The 23,767-nt window shown below is 29.0% G+C and carries 24 protein-coding genes and 5 pseudogenes; 27 read left to right on the top strand and 2 right to left on the bottom strand.

What is annotated here, in order from left to right; translation table 11 throughout:
- Window positions 1–6: 6 nt before the first annotated feature.
- Window positions 7–213: pseudogene (locus AC4KN9_RS07060) on the bottom strand (relaxase/mobilization nuclease domain-containing protein); the annotation flags it as partial.
- Between the two features lies 1 nt (window position 214).
- Window positions 215–571 (bottom strand): annotated as a pseudogene (locus AC4KN9_RS07055) (plasmid mobilization protein).
- 291 nt (window positions 572–862) lie between these two features.
- Here AC4KN9_RS07055 and AC4KN9_RS07050 point away from each other — a divergent pair.
- The 27 genes and pseudogenes from AC4KN9_RS07050 to AC4KN9_RS06920 all read left to right on the top strand — a co-directional run bounded on the left by AC4KN9_RS07050 (window position 863) and on the right by AC4KN9_RS06920 (window position 23,736).
- Window positions 863–1,438 carry a TetR/AcrR family transcriptional regulator gene (locus tag AC4KN9_RS07050; protein WP_491017870.1) on the top strand — a complete coding sequence of 192 codons (576 nt, stop codon included), beginning with the start codon at window positions 863–865 and terminating at the stop codon, window positions 1,436–1,438.
- Between the two features lie 25 nt (window positions 1,439–1,463).
- Window positions 1,464–3,182: an ABC transporter ATP-binding protein gene (locus tag AC4KN9_RS07045; RefSeq protein WP_491017869.1), complete on the top strand. Its 1,719-nt coding sequence runs from the start codon at window positions 1,464–1,466 to the stop codon at window positions 3,180–3,182.
- Window positions 3,175–4,911, top strand: coding sequence for an ABC transporter ATP-binding protein (locus AC4KN9_RS07040; protein WP_491017868.1), 1,737 nt, complete (start codon window positions 3,175–3,177; stop codon window positions 4,909–4,911). Before AC4KN9_RS07045 ends, AC4KN9_RS07040 begins: the two co-directional genes overlap by 8 nt.
- Before the next feature lie 308 nt (window positions 4,912–5,219).
- Window positions 5,220–5,357: a hypothetical protein gene (locus tag AC4KN9_RS07035; RefSeq protein ID WP_491017867.1), complete on the top strand. Its 138-nt coding sequence runs from the start codon at window positions 5,220–5,222 to the stop codon at window positions 5,355–5,357.
- A 55-nt stretch (window positions 5,358–5,412) separates the two neighbouring features.
- Window positions 5,413–7,146, top strand: a pseudogene (locus AC4KN9_RS07030) (recombinase family protein).
- A gap of 111 nt (window positions 7,147–7,257) precedes the next feature.
- Window positions 7,258–7,584 carry a hypothetical protein gene (locus tag AC4KN9_RS07025; protein WP_491017866.1) on the top strand — a complete coding sequence of 109 codons (327 nt, stop codon included), beginning with the start codon at window positions 7,258–7,260 and terminating at the stop codon, window positions 7,582–7,584.
- A 94-nt stretch (window positions 7,585–7,678) separates the two neighbouring features.
- Entirely contained in the window at window positions 7,679–7,828 is a 150-nt protein-coding gene (locus AC4KN9_RS07020) for a hypothetical protein (protein WP_491017865.1), read from the top strand.
- A 325-nt stretch (window positions 7,829–8,153) separates the two neighbouring features.
- Entirely contained in the window at window positions 8,154–8,639 is a 486-nt protein-coding gene (locus AC4KN9_RS07015) for an NUDIX hydrolase (protein ID WP_491017864.1), read from the top strand.
- A 131-nt stretch (window positions 8,640–8,770) separates the two neighbouring features.
- Entirely contained in the window at window positions 8,771–9,151 is a 381-nt protein-coding gene (locus AC4KN9_RS07010; protein WP_491017863.1) for a GNAT family N-acetyltransferase, read from the top strand.
- 63 nt (window positions 9,152–9,214) lie between these two features.
- Window positions 9,215–9,415: a RhuM family protein gene (rhuM, locus tag AC4KN9_RS07005; RefSeq protein ID WP_491017862.1), complete on the top strand. Its 201-nt coding sequence runs from the start codon at window positions 9,215–9,217 to the stop codon at window positions 9,413–9,415.
- A 66-nt stretch (window positions 9,416–9,481) separates the two neighbouring features.
- Window positions 9,482–9,718, top strand: coding sequence for a terminase TerL endonuclease subunit (locus AC4KN9_RS07000; RefSeq protein WP_491017861.1), 237 nt, complete (start codon window positions 9,482–9,484; stop codon window positions 9,716–9,718).
- A 440-nt stretch (window positions 9,719–10,158) separates the two neighbouring features.
- Window positions 10,159–11,325, top strand: coding sequence for a Fic family protein (locus tag AC4KN9_RS06995; RefSeq protein ID WP_491017860.1), 1,167 nt, complete (start codon window positions 10,159–10,161; stop codon window positions 11,323–11,325).
- 111 nt (window positions 11,326–11,436) lie between these two features.
- Window positions 11,437–11,712, top strand: coding sequence for an HTH domain-containing protein (locus tag AC4KN9_RS06990; protein ID WP_491017859.1), 276 nt, complete (start codon window positions 11,437–11,439; stop codon window positions 11,710–11,712).
- A 103-nt stretch (window positions 11,713–11,815) separates the two neighbouring features.
- Entirely contained in the window at window positions 11,816–12,043 is a 228-nt protein-coding gene (locus AC4KN9_RS06985) for a hypothetical protein (RefSeq protein WP_491017858.1), read from the top strand.
- A gap of 67 nt (window positions 12,044–12,110) precedes the next feature.
- A complete protein-coding gene (locus tag AC4KN9_RS06980; protein WP_491017857.1) occupies window positions 12,111–12,581 on the top strand; it encodes a methylated-DNA--[protein]-cysteine S-methyltransferase in 471 nt (156 codons plus the stop codon).
- A 128-nt stretch (window positions 12,582–12,709) separates the two neighbouring features.
- A complete protein-coding gene (locus AC4KN9_RS06975) occupies window positions 12,710–12,862 on the top strand; it encodes a hypothetical protein (protein WP_491017856.1) in 153 nt (50 codons plus the stop codon).
- Window positions 12,863–13,064: 202 nt separating this feature from the next.
- On the top strand, window positions 13,065–14,645 hold the full coding sequence (locus tag AC4KN9_RS06970; RefSeq protein WP_491017855.1) for a type I restriction-modification system subunit M: 1,581 nt from the start codon (window positions 13,065–13,067) through the stop codon (window positions 14,643–14,645).
- A complete protein-coding gene (locus tag AC4KN9_RS06965; RefSeq protein WP_491017854.1) occupies window positions 14,638–15,663 on the top strand; it encodes a virulence RhuM family protein in 1,026 nt (341 codons plus the stop codon). The genes AC4KN9_RS06970 and AC4KN9_RS06965 overlap by 8 nt, the downstream gene beginning before the upstream one ends.
- Window positions 15,656–16,966, top strand: a complete 1,311-nt coding sequence (locus AC4KN9_RS06960) for a restriction endonuclease subunit S (protein ID WP_491017853.1) — start codon at window positions 15,656–15,658, stop codon at window positions 16,964–16,966. The genes AC4KN9_RS06965 and AC4KN9_RS06960 overlap by 8 nt, the downstream gene beginning before the upstream one ends.
- A 131-nt stretch (window positions 16,967–17,097) precedes the next feature.
- Window positions 17,098–17,604, top strand: coding sequence for a restriction endonuclease subunit S (locus AC4KN9_RS06955; RefSeq protein ID WP_491017852.1), 507 nt, complete (start codon window positions 17,098–17,100; stop codon window positions 17,602–17,604).
- Between the two features lie 14 nt (window positions 17,605–17,618).
- A pseudogene (locus tag AC4KN9_RS06950) lies at window positions 17,619–20,623 on the top strand (type I restriction endonuclease subunit R).
- Between the two features lie 500 nt (window positions 20,624–21,123).
- Entirely contained in the window at window positions 21,124–21,393 is a 270-nt protein-coding gene (locus AC4KN9_RS06945) for an AlbA family DNA-binding domain-containing protein (protein WP_491017851.1), read from the top strand.
- Complete coding sequence (locus tag AC4KN9_RS06940; protein WP_491017964.1) at window positions 21,311–21,484, top strand: helix-turn-helix domain-containing protein; 174 nt, start codon at window positions 21,311–21,313, stop codon at window positions 21,482–21,484. The genes AC4KN9_RS06945 and AC4KN9_RS06940 overlap by 83 nt, the downstream gene beginning before the upstream one ends.
- 75 nt (window positions 21,485–21,559) lie before the next feature.
- On the top strand, window positions 21,560–22,000 hold the full coding sequence (locus tag AC4KN9_RS06935) for a PPC domain-containing DNA-binding protein (protein ID WP_491017850.1): 441 nt from the start codon (window positions 21,560–21,562) through the stop codon (window positions 21,998–22,000).
- Window positions 22,001–22,037: 37 nt separating this feature from the next.
- Window positions 22,038–22,142, top strand: a pseudogene (locus tag AC4KN9_RS06930) (Fic family protein); the annotation flags it as partial.
- 12 nt (window positions 22,143–22,154) lie between these two features.
- Window positions 22,155–22,322 (top strand): hypothetical protein, encoded by a 168-nt coding sequence (locus AC4KN9_RS06925; protein WP_491017849.1) that lies wholly within the window; start codon window positions 22,155–22,157, stop codon window positions 22,320–22,322.
- A 79-nt stretch (window positions 22,323–22,401) separates the two neighbouring features.
- Complete coding sequence (locus AC4KN9_RS06920) at window positions 22,402–23,736, top strand: PD-(D/E)XK nuclease family protein (protein WP_491017848.1); 1,335 nt, start codon at window positions 22,402–22,404, stop codon at window positions 23,734–23,736.
- The last annotated feature ends 31 nt before the right edge of the window (window positions 23,737–23,767 follow it).

The following is a 23,767-nucleotide window of genomic DNA, read 5'->3' as shown; positions in this document are numbered from 1 at the left end:
TTATTTTGGTAGAAGAAGTTGAATTAAATGTCTAGCCAAAACTGTACCTTTAGTATCATTGTCTTCTCGTGTTTTCATAAATTGAATATGAGCAGTAGATGGATGACATTTGAATGAAGGTACTAAGATTTTCATCAGTTTTTCACTTTTGGTAATATAATCTATTGCCAAATTTAGAGTTGATTTTATAGGATGTATTTTTGTAATTACCATACTAATCACCAGAACTTTCATTTGATTTATTAAGAAGTAGGGAATGGATATGGCATATCTCTCTTGATAATTTTTCTATCTGTTTATTCATTGATTCGATTTCATTTTTGTAAATAACACCAAGTTGTATTAGTAGTTTTGTAAGCTGGTTTATATTATTTGTTGCATTTGAAAGTAGCCATTGTAAGTTTCTAAATGGCTCTAAATCTACAACATAAATTTCTTTTTCTAATACACATTTCCTAAGAAAGTGGGGCATAGTTTTGCAATTTGTAAGCTTCATTTTCTTTTCAAAAGCTTCTTTTTCTTCATCTGTTTAATATATTTTTAGTTGATTATTTCTTTTTCTATTATTCATAGTATATCTCCTTATCATAAATTATTGGGGTCTTAGGGTTCTCACTAACAAGGAAAATTGATAAAAAAAGAAGCAGTCCATAAAGGTTCTGCTTCATCAATTTTTCGTAAGTGTCCGTACACTTACTGTGCTTGATATTAAAGTTATAAGCGTTAAGCGTTTATTAGGTTTTATTAATTATACCGCATTTAAAGAAATCAATTAAGAAGTATAAGCAAAGCTATTGACAATGATTATCAGAGTTGATACAATAATACCGACAACAATGTCGGTTTGGAGGTTATTTAAGAAATGAAAATGGAAGCTGATGAAAGAAAAAAACAGATTAGACAAGCAGCTATGAAAGTCTTTTTGGACAAAGAGTTTAGAAATACAGTTATGAATGACATAATGGAAGCTACTGGGCTTTCTAGAGGTGGGTTGTATCATCATTATGGTTCTACCTATGAAATCTTATATGATATTATGGTAGAAGGTAATTTAAATAGAAGTGATATTATTCAAAAATTAATTTATGATGAAGATTTAATATTAAGTCCGAAGTTGTTTTCGAGAATGATTATAGACAAGATACTTGCGGATAGTGATTATGTAAAGCTTTATGTTATGTTTTTATGTGAGTTAAAAGAAAATGATAATCTGAAAGAACTATATGTGAAAATAAAAAAAGAGTCCATACAAGTATTTAAAGAATTGTTTTCTAAATTGTTTAACGAGGTACCTTCTGATGATACATTTGAATTTATGATTAATATTATAAATTCTGGATTAATGGCTTGCGAAATTTTGAATGCACGTGAGAATTTTACAAAAAATAAGATATATCTAACTGAAATGATAGAGACTTATTTTACAAATATTATGTAAAAAGATGATGAAAGGAGTTAAATTTATGGATTTATTAAAAAAATACATTAAGAGAAATAAAATACCATATTTTATTTCTGTGTTATTTGCAATACTTGGAGTAATTTCAAATCTTTTTGTATATATTATTCTAAGTAAGGTGATTATATCATTGATTGATGGTAGCCAAGATTTTTATTATTATATAAATAAAATTTTCTTTATACTTTTATGTCTTATAATCAAAGAAGTGTTTATGTTTTTGTCAACAATGATCTCTCATAAAACAGCCTATAAAATAATACGAGATATAAGAAAAAGCCTTATGGAAAAATTATTTAATATGCCATTAGGAGATATATTGAATGAATCTACTGGTAAGTTAAAAGACATAATTGTAAATCAAGTTGATAATACTGAAACAACATTAGCTCATATGATACCTGAGATGACAGCTAATTTAGTCGGACCTATAATATTATTTGTTTACATGTTAATTTTAGATTATAGACTAAGTTTAATATCTTTAATTCCATTAGTTATTGGTGGATTTTTTATGACGGGTCCCATGAAAAGAATGAAGGTAAAGTTTCCACAAGCAGTTAAAATTAGCCAAGATATGAATAATTCTGTAGTTGAATATATAAATGGAATAGAAGTTATTAAAACATTTAATCAAGGCGAAAAATCTTATAGAAAATACAGGGACAATGTGTATAAAAAGGCGAATTATTATTACAATTGGATGGGAGAAAATACAAGAGACTATGCGATAAGCATGTCTATTGCTCCAGTTGGTATTTTGACAATTATACCATTTGGTTTATATTTCTGTATGAATGGTTCACTAGATGGTGGTGTATTTTTAACATTGATAATCCTTTCTTTTGGGACTATCCAAAATATTATGAGAGTAATGACTTTTGAAGATGATATTGGAAGAATGTCAACTATTTTCGAAGAGATTAAAAATATACTTTCTGCGAGAGAATTATCTCATAAAAATGAAAATTTGGATATAAAAAATTATAATATAGAGATGAAAAACGTAGATTTTTCTTATGAAGAAGATAAGCAAGTCCTAAATAATATAAATATAAATATAGAAGAAGGAAGTGTGAATGCTTTAGTAGGCGAATCGGGTTCGGGAAAGTCGACTATTGCAAAACTAATTTCAGGCTTTTGGGACGTAGATAGTGGTTCTATAAGTATAGGAAATGTAAATATTAAAGATATATCCCTTGAAAAGCTATCTACTATTATTTCCTATGTATCACAAGATAATTTTCTTTTTGATATGTCAATTAAAGATAACATCAGGATAGGAAATAAAAATTCTAGTGATGAGGAAATAATTGAAGTATGTAAGAAATCAGCCTGCCATGATTTCATAATGAAGTTATCAGATGGATATAATACAAGAGTAGGAGAGGCTGGTAAATATTTATCTGGAGGAGAAAGGCAAAGAATATCAATTGCAAGAGCTATGATAAAGAATGCTCCAATAGTTATTTTAGATGAGGCTACCTCTTATATCAATCCTGAAAATGAGGCTTTGATTCAAGATGCAATATCAGAACTTGTCAAAGGAAAAACTCTAATTATAATTGCCCATCGTTTAAAGACAATAACAGATGTAGATAATATATTTTTAATTAAAAATGGAGAACTTTCATGTAAAGGAAATCATGAAGAACTTTCGAATAAATCAAAAAATTATCATGATCTATGGGTAACTGCATTGAAAGGAGAAAAAGATGCTTAGTGTTTTTAAAAAAATATGGAATTTTTCTAATGAAGAACAAGTGTATATAAAAAAATCAATCTTTGCTAATTTTTTTGGTTCTATTTTTAATGCTTTACAATTTGCAGCAATTTATTATGCGATTTTCGGGATAGTAAATAAGGATATAAGTTACAAAACAATTGGAATATCAAGTTTACTTTTATTAATTAGTATAGCTGGAGTAATTATTTCAAAAAATTTCTCTATGCTCAAACAAACACATGCTGGATATTTTATGGCTGGACACAAGAGAATTGAATTAGGTGAAAAAATAAAAAAAGTTCCAATGGGATTCTTCTCAAGTCTAAGTTTAGGAAATTTAACAACTATTGCGACTACTAACTTAGATAATGTAGAAACTTGGGTTCCAACTTTGTATATTATGGTTTTCGGTGGCATGCTTAATGCTATTGTTTTTATCTTATCCTTATTTTTGTTTTCTTATAAGGTAGGTATTGTAGCAATAGTTGGGTCTATTGTATTTTTATTGATTGTTGCTCGTATGCAAAAAAGGTCCAGTAAAAATGCAGATAAGATTCATGAGATTCAGGTATTGCTTACTAAAGAAGTCTTATCAACATTGCAAGGAATGCAAATTATAAAATCATACAATCTGAGAGGAAGTAATAATAAAAAACTTGACAAAAGCTTTGATGGTGCTAGTAAATATTCTTTTGATTTAGAAAAAACTATAATGCCATATAGTTTATTAGCTAAAATCATAATAGCTATAACAATTTGTTTGATGTTGTTTATATCAATAAAATTATATTTTGTTGAAAACGGTCAAGTAGTCAATACTATTATGATACTTATAGCAATTTTTGTAATATTTGACGGGCTTATAGAATCTGGATTTGCTATGTCAATGCTAAGAATGGTTGAGAATGCAATAGATTCCTATTCCTATGTAAATGATATGGAAGATATGCAAGAAGGAGAAGTTTCAGAGACTATAAAAAATCACAATATAGCATTTAAAAATGTTTCTTTCTCTTATGATGATAGACCAATTTTAAAAAATGTATCAGCAGAGATAAAAGAAAATACCATGACTGCCATTGTCGGCCCATCTGGATTTGGTAAGACTACATTTTGTAATCTCATAGCGAGATTTTGGGATGTAAATTCTGGTGAAATTTTAATAGGTGGAAAAAATATTAAGGACTATAAGATAGAAAATCTTATGAATTCAATTTCCATGGTATTTCAAGACGTCTATCTCTTTGAAGATACAATTGAAAACAATATAAAATTTGGAAAACAAAATGCGAGCCATGAAGAAGTTGTAGAAGCTGCAAAAAAAGCAAGATGTCATGAATTTATAGAAGCTTTACCAGAAGGATATGACACTATCATCGGAGAAGGTGGAGCAAGTCTATCAGGCGGAGAAAAACAAAGAATCTCCATAGCCAGAGCTATGCTAAAAGATGCAGATATAATTATCTTTGATGAAGCAACTGCAAATATAGACCCAGAAAATGAAGATAAGCTTAAAGAAGCAATAGAATCATTAACAAAAAATAAGACAGTAATAATGATTGCCCATAGACTAAAGACAATAAGAAATGCTGACCAGATTTTAGTCTTAAAAGATGGAGAAATAGTAGAATGTGGAAATCATGAAGAACTGATTAAAAATAATGGACTTTATTCTGACCTCATAAATGCAAAAGCTAAGGCAGAATCATGGAAATTAAATAATTGATGGAAAGAAATATTAAAGTCTTTGAACAGGAAAATTCAGATTAGAGGATTTATGCCTAATAGCATAAGTCCTCATTTTTTATGTTCAAATTAATCATTGAAACTCAAAAATACTATAGAAAAATAAACAAATTGGTTACCAAAGAGGGCAAATTTCACTTTATAAAGTGAGGTGGTATTTTCTCATCTTTCTATAAAATCCAAACACTTTGAAGTGTAAATATTATTGACTTTGCTTAGGTGAGATTAATATATTTCAAATTTAATTCACTTATCAAGGTAAAAAAATAACTTACATAGGAGGTTAAAATGCAAGTAATAAAGATTTATAGTATGAAAGTTGCTATGTTATGTAGATTTTATGATCTTAAATTAATTAATTATAAGGAATATACAAAAATCATGAATAGGTTAGAAAATGATTATAAGAAGATGGATAAAAAGTAGTTAATCTTGTGATATAATAACACTGTAGAAAGATACAAAATGGGAAGGAGGTAAAATGAATACTAAAGTAAAATTAATAAAAGCTTCAAATACAGGAGTTAGAAATAGAAATGCACTACATTTAGATTTAAAACGAGTTGCAGCATATTGTCGAGTAAGTACAGATAGTAAAGACCAACTTGAATCATATAAATCTCAAGTTGATTATTATACGAATCTAATAAAAAATAATAAGAACTGGACTTTGGCTGGTATATATGCAGATGAAGCGACAACAGGAACAACTGCTAGTAAGAGAGCTGATTTCATGAGACTAATTAGTGATTGCCAAAATGGAGATATAGACATGATAATTACTAAATCTATATCAAGATTTGCCAGAAACACATTAGATACTTTAAAATATGTAAGGCTTCTAAAGGAAAACAATGTTGGTGTAGTATTTGAAGAAGAAAATATAGATACTTTGACAATGGATGGAGAGCTATTACTAACAATATTAAGTTCAGTAGCTCAACAAGAAGTAGAAAATACCTCAGCCCATGTAAAAAAAGGACTGAAAATGAAAATGGAAAAAGGGGAACTTATTGGTTTTCAAGGTTGTCTTGGATACGATTATGACCCTACAACAAAAAGTATCTCTATAAATGAAGAAGAAGCTAAAATTGTTAGATATATCTTTAAAAGATATTTAGAGGGCAATGGCGGCTCAGTCATTGGCAGGGAACTAGAAGAGCAAGGATATCTCACCCCGAGAGGTAAAACAAAATGGTCTGATACTACAGTGTTGGGAATAATTAAAAATGAAAAGTATATTGGCGATATACTTATGGGAAAAACTTTTACAGTTGATTCCATAACAAAAAGAAGACTAGCAAACTTTGGTGAATCTGATAAATACCACATTGAAAATCATCACGAGCCAATTATATCAAAAGAAGATTTTGAAAAGGCACAAGAGATTAGACTCAGGAGAGCACAAAATAGAAACACCATTGCTAATAAGGATAGAAAAAGAGAGAAACTATCAAGGCAATATGCTTTTTCAAGTATGCTGGAATGTGGATTTTGTGGGGAAATACTTTCAAGAAGAACCTGGCACACCAGTTCTATTTACAAAAAAATTAACTGGTAATGTGTAAGGTCAACTAAAAAAGGTAAAAAATATTGTCCCCATTCAAAGGGAATACAAGAAGCAGCAATAGAAAAAGCATTTGTTGAAAGCTATAGGCAATTATGCCATGCAGGTTCAACAGTAATAGATGACTTTTTAAAAATTGTAGAAGAAGAAATAAATGATAATACTTTAGTTAAAGATTTGAAAAAGTTAGAAAACCAATTAAACAGAATCATTAGTCAAGAAAGAAAGTTAGTTGATTCTCATTTAGAAGATAGTATAGACGAAGAAGTTTATGCTAAAAAGTATAAAAAACTTACAAAGCAAAAAGAAGAATTACTCGATGAAAAGAAAACACTAGAGCTAACGATAAAAGATGAAAACTCTATTAAAGAAAGACTAAAGCAATTTAAAAAAGTCTTAGAAAACAAAGAAATTATAGAGGAATTTAACAGAACCGTATTTGAAATCATAGTTGATAAAGTCGTGGTGGGAAGAATTGACAAAGATGGAACAGTCCATCCATATGACTTAACATTCTATTTCAAAACAGGAGTTAAAGATAGTCAAGATTCTAATAACTTTAAAGATAAAAGAAAAAATGCCAAAGACAATAACAATAATAAATTGTGCTCCTACAAGAATGACGAGGATAAAAAATTATGTCCCTAATCAAAAGACAACGCATGTGGAGGCTATAGTATTGATGACAAGAATAGCTTAGAATTTGTGGAGATTTTATTATAAAGAAAAAATTTGAGCTGTTAAAGAAGGAGGTAATTAGTGAATTTTCCAATAAATAAAATATATTATATAACAATTATTACTTTTGCTATTGTTTTAAGTTATTACTTATTTGCTGGGAAAAATAAATTCCCCAAATTATGGGGAGGAAGAAGAGGGTATTTATCAAAGCTTGATAAATATGATTGGCAAGAAACTTTTAGGAGAGATAAGGTCTATTTAGCTTTATCTATACCATATTTAATAGTGTTTGTCTTATTATCAAATTATTTTGGAGATTATTTAGGAAAAATAGGCTTGGTTATATTTGTTATTCTTTCAATAATTATTTCTATATGGCGTGGACCGGTTAAGAAGAAATTATAGACTAAAAATAACATAAAGATATATCAGCTTTATAAGATGATTCCTTTTGTGCTTTATATGTTACATAATAAAGCACAAAAGGAAGTGTTTTTTTATGAACAAGACTAAAATAAATAATATTATAAAAAAAAATAATGGAATAATTACAGCTTCTGAAGTAGCAGATGAAAATATAGATTCATGGTATCTTACAGATATGGTTCGAAAAAGAAAAAGACAAGAAAGCTTGTCTCTGATAAAATAGAAAGAATATATGAATTTTGGGGAAATAGGGCTAGTAAAATGGTAAAAAACTATAATGATGAACTATATAACTATTTTAATGATCTAGGGTTAATAAATGATGGTGAGATTAATAACTAATAATCATTATTTGACATACTTATTTACCATTTGTTAATTCTAGTCTATAAATTTTGTCTAAATAAAATGAAATCATGCTTAGGTAAGCAGAGAATGAAAGCTTGAAAGAAAGATTAAAAGAGATGAAAGTATTTCTTTAAAAAAAGATATTAAGATTAATAGTTTGATAATGTTCTATTAAGAAAATTAATTTAAGGGAGATAAAGATGGAGCACGATTGTGGTTTTAGAAAAGAAAATAAGAGGTTTAGATTTAGAGCTGCAGCAATTATAGTTGAAGAAAAGTGTGTCTTGTTTGCAGGAAATGAAGTTGATGACTATTACTACTCTATAGGTGGAGGAGTTCATTTAGGAAAAACATCGGAAGAAGCTGTAAAAAGGGAGGTATTTGAGGAAACTGGAGTTGAGTACGAGGTAGACTATCTTGCCGTGATACACGAGAATTTTTTTGTTGGGAGTTCTGAATTAAAAGGTGTCGATTGCCATGAGATTGCCCTTTATTACATGATGAAACCAAAGGGCAATAAGAATCTTAATAGCCAGAGCCTTACTAAGGGTGGAGTAAAAGAATCTATGCACTGGATACCGATTGATGAGCTTGAAAAATATAATGCCTATCCTTCATTTATGAAAGAATACCTTCAATCTAATCATATCGGAGTTCGTCATATCATGACCGATGAAAGGTATTAAAAATAAATATATAAATTTAATTGATATCGATGAGGTGAATTATAGAATATACTTTTGAAAAGCTAAACAAACATAATTTTAATAAGTATTTTGATTATTTATTATCAGCTACCGAATTGGAAGCAGAACTTATGTGTTCATCAGATATAAATAAAGAAGAACTTTATGAAAGATTAGATGATGAATTAACACAAAGAAGTACTTCAATATTGGCTATTTATGAAGATAAAGTTGTTGGAAGAATAGAATATCATTTTTATTCTTGTTTTCAAGATGGATATAGAATATGCTATGTTGATTGGTTATATGTATTACCAGAGAATAGAAATAAAGGAATAGCAAAAAAATTATTTAATGAAATGACCAGAGATTGTGTTAAACGTAATATTGATGAAATTAGATTAATAGAATCCATAAATAAAAGTTCAAATCACTTTTATGAAAGTTTTAAAGGTGTAAAAATGCTAGGAGTACCGTTTTTTATACATTATTTACATAACCCTGGAGAGTGAAGTCTTAGGGTTTATTTTTGTATAAGAACAAATATTTTTGAGGAAGAAGAGCTTTAGGAAAAAGTGGTTATTGCAAAAATTGAAAATACCACTCAACATGGTGCAATTAAGGGAAAAACTCAAACCACCTTAACCAATTTCTACAACCTTGATGCCATTATCGCCGTTGGCTATAGAGTAAACTCAAAAAAAGCTACTAAATTCAAAGAGAAGGACTTCGTTTATAATAAAGAACATGCAGATTATGCGGTAAACTTTATCTAATGTCTATCCCATACAAAAGGTACATGGGCAGGTAAGCCATTTAAATTACTCCCTTGGCAAGAACTTATGAAATTAACACTAGAACAAAAAATAGCTCATGGAGGTCATCCTGTACTTAGATGGAATATGGATAACATATTTATCAGGACAGATCCTGCAGGAAATATAAAGGCTGATAAAGAAAAATCCACAGAAAAGATTGATGGTGCGATTGCAACAATCATGGCACTGGATAGAGCGATCAGGTGTGGAAATACAAATACAGAGAGCGTGTATGACAGCAGAGGGATTTTGTTTATGTAAGTATATGTTTTTGAAATATGGATAAGAAAGAGATATTCTTATTTCAGAAAATCGAACTTTTCTGAAATAAACGGGGAACAAATATGATGAAACAAACTATAAAATGTTTCCCAATAATAAAAGATGACTAAATGAAGGTTTAGGGAATTGATGCCTTAAACTTAATAAAAATAAAAGTTTAGAGCATGAAAATCTTTGTTTTTATGCGTTATTTTTAGTTTTATAATGCACAGAAGAAAGTACTGAGTATAAATAATTGCCTAAGCCCTTAACAATCGCCTAAAAGTATGCTGTGATTAGGTGAAAGAGAGAGTTTATATATGTAGGTAATTGTTTTTGAAATATGGATGAGGAAAAGTTGTTCTTATTTCAGAAAAACTTGATTTTCTGAAATAAGAATAGTATAATCTTAGTAGTATTTCAAAAAGGAGAGATGATAGATGAAAAAGGAAAGAGCAGGAACTTTAAAAAAACAATTGTCAGGGGACATGGCATATTTTTCTTTTTATCCTTCAAAATTACCTCCAAATCCACCAATAGAAGTTGATAGTGATATTACAGAGAAATTAATAAACGCTCATAAAGTACTAGCCATACTTGATGATAGAGCAACAAACATTCCAAATATTGATTTGTTTATTTCTATGTATGTCCAAAAAGAGGCTCTTCTTTCATCACAAATTGAAGGTACGCAGGCAACATTAGAAGATATTTTTAATCCTAATATTGATGAAAATATCAATGCAGATGTGGACGATGTTGTTAACTATATCAAAGCTACCAAATATGCAATAAAAAAATTGGAAACATTACCTTTATGCAATAAGTTGCTTTTGGAAACTCATAAAGAATTACTATCTGGAGTAAGGGGAAAAGAAAATAATCCCGGAGAGTTTAGACAAAGTCAAAACTGGATAGGTGGAGCAGGTTCTACTATAAAAACGGCAAGGTATATACCACCAGATGTTTTATCCATGAAAGAGTCTTTGTCTGATTTAGAAAAATATATGAATGCAGAGGATGAGTTAGATGATTTAATCAGAATCGCACTTATTCATTATCAGTTTGAATCTATACATCCATTTTTAGATGGAAATGGACGCATTGGAAGATTACTGATTGTGTTATACTTACTGGAGAAAAAAGTTATAAAAACGCCATCTTTATACTTATCATTTTATTTAAAGGAGCACCGTATTGAATATTACGATAGAATGTCGGCAATTCGAGAAACAGGAGATTATGAACAATGGATAAAATTTTTTCTGGAAGGAATCTACGCAAGTGGAGAATCAGCTATAGAAACTGCAAATGAGTTAATTTTATTAAGGAATACAAATATAAAAAAAATAGAGGATGAGAAATATACAAAAAGAACATTGGAGACAATGATGAAGGTATTTCATTACTTGGAAGCACATCCTATTATAGAAATCGGAAAAACTGCAGAAGATTTATCTATAGCATACAATACTGTTTCTTCAGCTGTAAGCAGGTTTGGAAAACTTGGAATTCTTCATTTAGTAAAAAAACAGGGAAGGAATAAAGTATACAGTTACAAAGAATATATTGATATATTAAGAAATGGAACAGAAGTTTTAATATAGCTAATACTTACAAAGCAAGTGAAAGCATCTACTAATTACAGCAGGTGCTTTTTTGATACAGAAAATTAGGAGGGATGTGTATGGGTGTATTAAGTGGATTATTCAAAAGTCGTGATAAGCCAACACCAAAATGTTACCCAAAATGACGGTCAAAGTGACGGTCAAAGTGTCGGTCAAAATGTCGGTCAAAAACTAAGACCAGATGATAGACGTAAACAAATAGTAAAAATTATTGAAACAAATTCTAAAATAACTGCCAATGATTTGTCAAAAGAGTTTAAAGTTTCTGAAAGAACTATTGAAAGAGATTTAAAAGTTCTCACAGATGAAAAAACAATCGAGTATATAGGCAGTGCTAAAGATGGATATTGGAAAGTAAACAAATAAAGTAAATAGGAAATTAAATACCCCCGAAAATAATACGATATTCGGGAGAAATACTTTGAGTGAGAGGGAAATCTTTCGCTCTTTTTTATTTATGGAGGTATTAATGAACTTAGTAATAGCAGAAAAGCCAAATGTAACAGCTACAATTACAAAAGAAATAGTAGAAAACTCTGGAGAAAATATTGCAAGTCATATTATTGATGCAATTGATATTGACTTAATTCTCTGTGGTCATCAACATCTTGAAATCTTAGGTGTGGATTATAAAGGTACAAAAGTTATTGAATCATCATTTTTGGGTGGAAAATATGCAGAAATAGACATTAATTAAAATCGAGAAGATTAAAAAGATATTTACTTATTAAGTATATTTAATTATAATTTTAAAAGGGGGAAAAATGGATTTTGCTATATATGAGTTTCCTTTTGGTTTTTTAAAAATTGGCTATAAAGGAAATACTTTACTATTGCTAAGAAGAGCTGAGAATAAAACAGATTGTGGGGTAAAAACGGAATTTACCGATCGTGTTTATAGAGAAATAAAGGAATATCTAAATGGCGAAAGAACTAGATTTGATTTTTCATATGAACTAGAAGGAACGGATTTTCAGAAAAAAGTTTGGAAAGAGCTTACACGCATTCCTTATGGTGAAACACGTACATATAAAGAGATTGCTATTGCAATAGGCAATAAAAATGCCAGTCGTGCAGTAGGAATGGCAAATAATAAAAATTCATTTATGATTGTTGTGCCTTGTCATAGAGTAATTGGATCAAATGGGAAACTTGTTGGTTATGCAGGTGGTATGGATATGAAAAAAGAACTCTTGGATTTGGAGCAGAAGATTAAAGAAGGAAAATGTGAATAATAAACAAGTTATAGAATCCTTAAAAAAAAGAGATTGAAGAAGTTAATTGTCCGTTAACGGATGAATTAATAAAAGGAGGATATAAACAGAAATCAGGAGGGTATATAGATTACGCAAAAGAAAGCGGTGTGACAAATCCTACACAATATTGGCACCTAATAGAATCCTGGTCTAATCGTTCAGATATAGATGCAAAATTCAATAAAAATATACAATGTGGAGAATTAATATTTTGGATGGCAGAAGTTTCTAAAGCGGTGAACTATGATAAACTTGAATAATTAAAGGATGAAATATTAGAAAAGTATATTAATAATAGATCTGATGGAAATAAAAAAATACAAGAAGTATGTTTTGATGAAATAGTCAAAAAGGTTGAAAACAATACTTTGAAGTAAAGTATTAAAAATTAAAAATAAAATAAGAAATAAAAAAGCTTTTTATATAAAGTATTGTTAAAAAATTTAAAGAAGAGGTATTAAAATGTCAAATTCACCAAATAAAAATAATGAAAGAGCTCAAAAAGCGGAACTTCACAGAAGGATATGGGCGATTGCAGATGATGTAAGAGGTGCTGTGGATGGCTGGGATTTCAAACAGTATATACTAGGTATACTATTTTATAGATTCATCTCTGAAAATATTACAGACTTCTTTAATAATGCAGAGCATGAAGTTGGTAATGAAGACTTTAATTATGCTGATATAACAGACGAACTAGCAGAAGAATACTTTAGAGAAAATACTGTAGAAGACAAAGGTTTCTTTATACTGCCAAGTCAACTATTTCAAAATGTAGTTAAAACTGCTTATGATAACGAAAATTTAAATACAGATTTAGCAAATATATTCAAGGAAATTGAAGGAAGTGCGATAGGTCATCGCTCTGAAAATGATATAAAAGGATTATTTGATGATATTGATACAACAAGTAATAGACTTGGTGGAACTGTTAAAGAGAAAAATAAAAGATTAGCAGATATCTTAAAAGGAATAGAAAGCATTAATTTCTCAAAATTTGAAGATAATGAGATAGATGCTTTTGGTGATGCATATGAATATTTAATATCAAATTATGCAAGTAATGCAGGGAAATCAGGCGGGGAATTTTTCACTCCACAAACAGTTTCAAAACTACTTGCTAGAATAGTTATGGATGGTCAAAAGACTATAAATAAGGTGTATGACCCTACTTGCGGTAGCGGAAGTCTATTGCTCCAAATGAAAAAACATTTTGATGAACATATAATCGAAGAAGGATTTTTTGGTCAAGAAATAAATATGACAAACTTTAACCTTGCTCGTATGAATATGTTTTTACACAATGTAAACTATGATAAATTTTCCATTATTAGGGGAGATACACTATTAAATCCGGGCCTTCTTGATGAAAAATCATTTGATGCAATAGTGTCTAATCCACCTTATTCCATAAAATGGATTGGTGATGGAAATCCAACCTTAATCAATGATGAAAGATTTGCACCAGCTGGAAGATTAGCTCCTAAGTCTTATGCTGACTACGCCTTTATAATGCACTCATTGCATTATTTATCAAGTAAGGGAAGGGCAGCAATAGTATGCTTCCCAGGAATATTTTATAGAAAGGGTGCAGAAAAAGCTATAAGAGAATATCTTGTAAATAATAACTTTATAGACTGTGTAATCCAATTACCAGAAAATCTTTTCTTTGGTACATCTATCGCAACATGTATATTAGTACTAGCAAAAAATAAGACAGAAAACAAAATATTGTTTATAGATGCAAGTCAAGAATTTAAGAAAGAAACAAATAATAATATACTTGAAGAAAAGAATATAAATAAAATCGTTGAAGAGTTTAGAAATAGAGAAGGATTGGAATATTTCTCAAGATATGTAGATAAAGACGAAATTGCAGAAAATGACTATAATCTATCAGTATCAACGTATGTAGAAAAAGAAGATACAAGAGAAAAAATTGACATCAAGGTATTAAATCAAGAAATAGAAGAAACAGTTAAAAAGATAGAAGAACTAAGAACATCTATAAATGAAATTGTGAAAGAGCTAGAAGATGAATAATCAAAATATAAACTTCTTAATTTATAGATTACCAGACGAAGAAGTAAGCGTAGATATTTTAGTTAAAAATGAGAATATATGGATTAATCAAAAAGGAATGGCTGAGCTTTTTGGTATAGATAAATCTGGAATAACTAGGCATTTAAAAAATATATTTTTAGAAGGTGAATTAGACGAGAAAGTGGTATGTGCAAATTTTGCACACACCACTGAACATGGTGCAATTAAAGGGAAAACTCAAATTTCAAATACTAAATATTATAATTTAGATGCTATAATTTCTGTAGGTTATAGAGTTAATTCTTATAAGGCTACAAAATTTAGAATGTGGGCGACATCTGTTCTAAAAGAGTATATAAAAAAGGGCTTTGTTTTAGATGATGAAAGATTGAAACAAGGTCAAGATGTATTTGGAAAAGATTATTTTAAGGAACTTCTTGAAAGAGTACGCTCAATAAGAGCTAGCGAAAGAAGGATTTGGCAACAAATAACGGATATATTTGCAGAATGTAGCATCGACTATAACAAAAACTCTCAAATTACAAAAGATTTTTATGCTATGGTCCAAAATAAATTTCATTATGCAATAACTGGAAAGACAGCAGCCGAAATAGTAGAAAGTTCAGCTGACCATAAAAAAACAAATATGGGTTTAACAACTTGGAAAAATTCCCCAGATGGTAGAATCTTAAAATCAGATGTAACAGTAGCAAAAAATTACTTGAATGAAAAAGAAATAAGAAGATTAGAAAGATCGGTAAGTGGATTTTTTGATTATGTGGAAGATTTAATAGAAGATGAAAACACCTTTACAATGGAAGATTTTGCTGAAAGTATTAATGCATTCCTAAATTTTAGGAGATATAAAATCTTAAAAGATAAAGGAAAAATTAGCAAAAAAAGAGCTGATGAAAAAGCAAAATTAGAATATGATAAATTTAATAAAATACAAAAAATAGTTTCTGATTTTGATAAGGGAACTATGAAAGGTTCATTTATGGAGGAAGACGATGAGTGAAATGGATGAGCTATTAGATGGTGAAAAAGTTGAGTGGAAGAAGTTGTGGGAAGTGACAATTTGGGATAAAAAATTTATAGGAGTTGAAAAGTACAAACAAGAAAAAACTATTAAGTATCATTATTATCTATCAGGAGAATTAAAGAAATTAGCTTCAGATAATGGTCGAGTTAAAATATTAACGACAAATAAGACCAATCTTTATGCTAATGAAGATGATGTTAGAGATAATATAAGTGAAGGAGAAATTGTATGTATTCCTTGGGGAGGAAATGCAATAGTACAATATTACAAAGGTAAATTTATTACTGGAGATAATAGAATTGCAACATCATATGATACTAATAAATTAGATAATAGGTTTTTATATTATAGCTTATTAAGTAGGTTAAATCTAATTAGTGGATTATATAGAGGTTCAGGAATAAAACACCCTGATATGTATAGTGTTTTAGATATAGAAATCCCAATCCCACCACTAAAAACTCAAGAAAAAATCGTAAAAACACTTGACAAATTTACAAATTATATTACAGAATTACAGGCAGAATTACAGGCAAGAGGTAAACAATACGAGTACTACAGGGACGAGTTATTGAGTGAAGAAAATTTGACGATAATGTCTGAGAAGATTTTCTTTCAAAACAATTTAGAGTTAAAAAATTATAAAATACAAGATTTATGCATTAGACAAAAAGGAATAAACATTACAGCTAAATCTATGAAAGAGCTTGATAATGAAAATTCTTCAGTAAAAGTTTTTGCTGGTGGACAAACTACTGCAAGATTAGAAGTTAAAGACATTGGAAAAGAAAATGTTATTTATAACCCTAGTGTAATTGTAAAGTCAAGAGGTAATATAGATTTTGAATATTATGATAAACCATTTACGCATAAAAACGAATTATGGTCATATTCAACAAACAATGAAAACCTAAATATTAAATTTTTATATTACACATTAAAAAGCAATTTACAATATTTTAGAGATAGAACTATATCAGGTAAATTACCACAAATATCAACAGGAGTTACTGATAATTATAAAATTTTATTACCATCAATAAACATACAAAACAAAATTGTACAAATACTAGATAAATTCCAAAATCTAGTATCTCAAACACAAGGTCTTCTACCAGAAGAAATAGAACAAAGACAAAAACAATATGAATATTATCGTGAAAAACTCTTGACATTTGATATAGATAGCGACACAATCACTAGACAGACAGACAGACAGACAGACAGACAGACAGACAGACAGACAGACAGACAGACAGACAGACAGACAGACAGATAATATCTGATGCTTACTTTGCAATATTAAAAGAATCAGCAAATATTGTTGGAGTTAAATTATTTGGTAATGTAGATAGAAAATCATTATATAAGGTTGCACAATATTCTAGTCAAAGAGTGTCAGCAGAATCGTTGAACGCAGAGAAATATGTGGGAGTTGAAAATCTATTAAAAGACAAATTAGGCAAAGTGGATTCTAATTATGTTCCTAAAACAGGGAATTTAGTTGCTTTTAAAAAAGGGGATACTCTTATAGGGAATATAAGACCATATTTAAGAAAGATTTGGATGGCAGATATTAATGGAGGAACAAACGGTGATGTATTGGTAATTTCTATAAAAGAGGATTTTAAAAATAACATTGTTCCAAGATTTTTATATCACATATTGGCTAATGAATCATTCTTCGAATATGATATCAAATTTTCTAAAGGAGCAAAAATGCCAAGGGGCGATAAAAATAAAATTATGGAATATGATTTTTTTCTACCATCTATATCGGTTCAAGAATATGTTGTTGCCATTCTTGATAGGTTCGATGCTTTAATAAATGATATTTCTCAAGGATTACCAAAAGAAATAGAACTCAGACAAAAGCAGTATGAATATTACCGTGATAAACTTTTAGATTTTAATTAATAAAAGGAGAGCTTATGCCAGAACGAACCTCTACTTATAGTACAATCGCTGAAATGACTGATGGTATCATATTATCAAGATTTGAAAAAGATCCATTAGTCAGAGAGACAGCATATCAATCAGAAGCAGAACTTGAGAGACAATTGATTGAGAATTTAGTGTCTCAAGGCTATAAGACAATATTTTTTAAGTCAAATGAACAAATGTATGAAAATCTTAGAGAAAATATTGAAGCATTAAACAAGGTGTCATTCACAGATAAAGAGTGGGAAAGATTTAAGTTAGAATATCTTGATGCACCAAATGATGGAATGATTGAAAAGACGAGAAAAATTCAAGAAAATCATATTTATGATTTTACTTTTGACGATGGCCATTTAAAGAATATTAAAATTATAGATAAGAAAGATTTACATAATAACTCTCTTCAAGTTACAAGTCAAGTTGTGGGAGAAAGAAAGAATCGTTATGATGTTACTATCCTTGTTAATGGACTTCCTTTAGTCCACATTGAACTAAAAAGAAGGGGAGTAAAGTTACAAGAAGCTTTTAATCAAATTCACAGATATAGCAGAGAGAGTTTTAATAGTGATAATTCCTTATATAAGTATGTTCAAATATTTGTAATTTCAAATGGCACTTATACTAGATACTTCGCTAATACGACTGCAGCTAATAAAAACCACTATGAATTTACTTCTGAATGGGCTGATGCTCGTAATAAAACTATAGTGGATTTAGAAGATTTTACAAAGACATTTTTTGAAAAGCGTACTCTTTTAGAAGTCTTAACCAAGTACTGTGTATTTGATACAAATGATACACTGCTTATCTTAAGACCATATCAAATTGCAGCCACAGAGAGAATCCTTTGGAAAATTAAATCAAGTTACCAATCAAAAAGAGCAGGGACTCCTCATGCTGGTGGATATATTTGGCATACTACAGGTACAGGAAAAACACTTACATCATTTAAGGCTGCAAGAATTGCAACAGAATTGCAATTTATTGATAAGGTATTTTTTGTAGTTGATAGGAAAGACCTAGACTATCAAACTATGAATGAATATAAGAAGTTTCAAGAAGATAGTGTAAATGGTAGCAAAGATACTAAAGAACTAAAAAAAGCTATAGAAAAAGAAGATGGTAGAATAGTAGTAACTACTATTCAAAAGCTAAATGAATTTGTAAAAAGAAATCCAAAACATCCAATATATGATAAACATTGTGTGCTCATCTATGATGAATGTCACAAATCTCAATTTGGAGAGGCACAGAATAATATAAGAAAATCATTTAAGAAATATTATCAATTTGGATTTACAGGTACTCCAATATTTGCAGAAAATTCTATTAAAGGCGATACTACAGCAGGCATATTCGGACAAGAATTACATAGTTATGTAATTACTGATGCAATTAGAGATGGTAAAGTTTTAAAATTTAAAGTTGACTACAATAATATTGTTCCTAAATATAAAAATGCTGAGCAAGAAAATGATGAAGAAGAATTGGCGAGATTAGACAAAAAACTCCTAATTCATCCAGAAAGAATTAGTGAAATAACCAAACATATACTTAAAGTATTTAATGCCAAGACTCGTCGTAATGAATACTATGACTTGAAAGATAGAAGATTAAATGGTTTTAATGCAATGTTTGCAGTTCAAAATATAGAATCAGCAAAATTATATTATGAAGAGTTTCAAAGACAACAAAGTTCTTTACCTGAAGAAAATAGACTAAAGATTGCAACAATATATAGTTATGCAGCAAACGAAGAAAAGAATATTATTGGTGAAATTCAGGATGAAAACTTTGAGCCATCAGCATTAAATTTAACATCCAAAGAGTTTTTAGAAAGAGCTATTAAAGATTATAATAAATATTTCAAAACTAACTATTCAATAGAAGGAAATGAATTTCAAAACTACTATAAAGATTTATCTAGACGAGTTAGAGATAGAGAAGTAGATTTATTAATAGTCGTAGGTATGTTTTTAACTGGATTTGATGCTCCTACATTAAATACTTTATTTGTAGATAAAAATCTAAGATATCACGGTCTTATACAAGCATTTTCAAGAACTAATCGTATACTCAATAAGGTTAAAACTTTTGGTAATATAGTATGCTTTAGAGATTTAGAAGAAGCTACAAAAGATGCAATTAGAACTTTTGGTGATGAGAATAATGTTAATATAATCCTAGAGAAAGCTTACGAGGATTATATCGATGGATATACAGATGAAGAAACAGATAAGTATCATAAGGGGTTTATTGAAATTTGTGAAGAGATTATTGAAAAGTTTCCAGAACCAACTGAAATTTATTTAGAAGCTGATAAAAAAGAATTTGCAAAAATGTTTGGTCAAGTTTTAAGATACGATAATATATTAAGAAATTATGATCAATATCAAGAATTTGAACCTATAATTTCTGACAGACAAATGCAAGATATGAAGAGTGTATATGTAGATATAAGAGAACAGTCGATTAATCAGAAAGATAACGGTGACGGTATACAGATAGACTTTTCAGATATTGAATTTGAGATAGATTTATTAAAAACTGACGAAATAAATCTAGACTATATATTACAACTAATCTTAGAAAAGAGTAAAGATAATGAAGACAAAGAAACAATTAAAGTCGATGTTCGTAGAGCTCTTAAATCAAGTTTAGAAAATAGATATAAGGAAGATTTAGTAATAAAATATATAGATACAACTAACTTAAATGACCTCAAAAATAACGATGAAATAACTGATTCATTCTATAAATTTGCTAGAGGAGAGAAGAAAAAGAAATAAATTCATTAACAGAAGTAGAGAATTTAAAAGATGGAGCTCATAGATTTATAGAAAATGCAATACAAAAAGGTCAAATAGAAAATGTAGGAAAAGAATTAGACGATCTACTACCACCAGTTTCTCGTATAGGTGGAGGAAGACAAGCTAAAAAACAAACTGTATTAGAAAAAATCAGAAAGATTGTAGAAGTTTTTGTTGGTATTTAATATCAATAAGCTCTTTAAAATATTAAAGCAAAAGATAAGATAAAAAGTTGATTTTTAGGTCCAACTTTTTGGGATCACCTTATTATAATAGTTCCTTTTTCTTATGTATATTAATTATTCTGTTTATTGAAAATATTGATATATCTAACTTATACTTAGAAAGTGTTAGCAAAAATGGAGAGTAAAAGGAGCATTAATTATGAAAAAATGGTAATCAGATTTATTTTCTGATTACCATATTTTTATTTCTATGCCGAGTATAAAAAGTTTGATTGGTAAGAGAAAAAATTTTAGAGTTCAAAGGATAAGCTTAATTGTATCAAAATCGGTACTAAACTAGAGATAATCAATGCTAATAGAAGATATTTTTTTTAGTCATATAATTAAAATATTATTGCGTTTTAAAACAAACGAAAAAACAAACGAAAAAATTTGCGTTTGATATTGCATTTGTTTTTTTTATATAATTTAAGCAATGAATTTTAATATGGAGGTTAGAAATGAGGGAAAGCAATCAATTAGAATTTAAAGAAAAAGTTACAAATACATTTTTAAAAACTGTAGTAGCTTTTTCTAATTATTATGGTGAAAAAATTGTTTTTGGTGTTAATGATTTTGGTGAAAGTATTGGAATAAAAAATATATTTACTTTAAATGTTAGTCCAGGGATAGAAACTCCATATTTTTATAAATCAAAAACTTTTAGAAGAAGAGAACAAGGAACTTGCAAGTTCAGAAATTTCAGATATAACAGAGTTCGGAAAGAATAAAGTTTTAAATATTATTGAAAGTTTAATTGAAAGTGGTTATGTAAGAAGAATTGGTCGAGGGAGAGGTACAAGATATACAACAAATATATAGGAAGGATGCAATATATATTACAATTTATGATAAAACGTATTTAATAAGAAAACAAAATTTATGGAGGATAAAAGCATGGACTACAGAACAATTGGCGATAAAGTATATATCCGAATGGACAAAGGTGATGAGATTATAGGATGTATTTTAGATGTCTGCAAGAAAGAAAAAATTATGTCTGCTATTTTCAGTGGTATTGGCGGATTAGGTGAGGCGAAAATACAGACCCTAATACCAGAAACTAACGAGTTTGAGACGAGAAAAATTAGCGGTTTGCTTGAACTTATATCTATGACCGGAAATATTATTTCCGATGAAGGTGGAGAAATCTATCACCATACACACGCCATGGTTTCGTATAAAAAGGATGGAAATCACTACGTTGCAGGAGGTCATATTAAATCACTTACTGTTTCCTATACTGCAGAAGTTGAGTTAAGACCGGTTGTAGGTGGGGAGATTAAAAGAAAATATGATCCAGAAACAGGTACCGGATTTTGGAACTTTGAAGATTGATTATAAAATGATAAATTGTATATTTCAGATAACTTAAATAAAAGAAGAAGACATTATCAGTAGGCTAGCTCGTTTTCATATAGAATTTGAAAGTATCCACCCATTTATAGATGGAAATGGAAGGACTGGAAGATTATTAATCAATTTAGAGCTAATGAAAGCGGATTATCCGCCTATAGATATAAAGTTTACTGATAGGTTGAAATATTATGAAGCCTTTGATGAGTATCATAATAAAAAAAGCGTAGAAGCAATGGCCGATATGTTCACCAGATATGTGAATGATAGGCTTGAATTGTACTTATTTATTTTAGGGGACTAATGATTAATCCTTTGAATGTGTAACATTTTACCCATACCTCCTGCTATTATGTTTATATAAGATAATTGAGGAGGGAAATATGATAGATGTAAAAAATAAATTATATACAGAGCAAGAAATAGAAAAAGTGATTTCTTTAATAGAAGAATCTAGATTTGAATATCCAAAAATAGCAGAGGTCGTAGATAAAATAGTTGAAGATTCCACACCAAACTTCTGGGATATTATTTTCCATAAAACAAGTTCAGTAAACTTGGTAAAAAAAGCACATGAAATAAGATATTCAGCTATGCTAGCTTGGTTAGCAAATCCAAATGAAAATCATAAGCTGGCTAATATGTTTGTACGAGAACTATTGACTAGAAAATTTGAAGATAAGCCAAAGGAACTTGCAAAAATAAATAAATATTTTTCCGATAGCAATAATCAATCAATAAGTGTTTTTAATGAATTTGAAGATATAGATGTTTACTATAAAAATGAAGAAAATAATGCTCATATCGCCATAGAGGTCAAGCAATATGCTTTAGAGCATAATAAAAGTAATAAAGAATTTTCTCAACTTAAAGCATATAAAAAAGTAGTTGATAGGGAGGCTGCTTCCATTAATAAAAATAATTCATGCAAATATTTCCTATTTTTAACCCCGTTGGGAGAAAAAGCTTCTGAAGGAAATGAAGCATGGATAAGTGTAGATTATACAGATGTTGTTTTTGTTTTAGACAAAATGGTAGCAGCAAATCATGACCTAGATTTTGTGAAAATTGTAAAAGATTTCAAGCAAGAACTTGAAAGAACAAGTATGAACTTAGATTTCGATGCTCTAAAAGTCGACTTGCAAGAATTCAAAAAAGAAGATAGAGAATTATTAAAAAATTTCAGTAGAAATCTAGAGAAAAATATTGATTTAAGTAAAGATTTTAATAAAATTTTATTTGAGAATGGATTAAATATAGAAAAAATGAGAGAGAGTTTGAATTTAATAAGTAATTCATTATACACACAAGACCATTCAGAAAATACAGAAGTTCAAGAATTTATACTTAGAATAATAGAACATTTTACAAATCAAAATGATCCTCAAATAGCTACAATCTATGAGGTGAATTCTAAATTTGAATCGGACTTTATCTTTGATAAAGTTTCAACTACAAGAGGAAAAGGACAAGGTCTTAAGTTTTTCTATGATTATGGAGAAGATAGCTACTGGACATACTTCTCAGGTGACTCAAAAGGTGTAGTTCCAAATGATGGTTTTGGAGTCTTTAGAAATAAAGATTTAATTTATAAGGTAAAAATAGATAAGACAAAGGTTGAAAGTGCTAACAAGAACTTTAAAAATTATATAAATGATTTCACCCTAGCCTTGATTGAATTATCAGATTACGTAAAAGAAGACCTAAAAAACAACTAATAAAAGAGGGAATCTCCTCTTTTAGCTATAT

This window comes from Helcococcus sp. SA-HE-C1, from assembly GCF_985670335.1.
The sequence above is the reverse complement of the archived record's forward strand: the minus strand, read 5'-3'. Positions and strand labels throughout refer to the sequence as shown.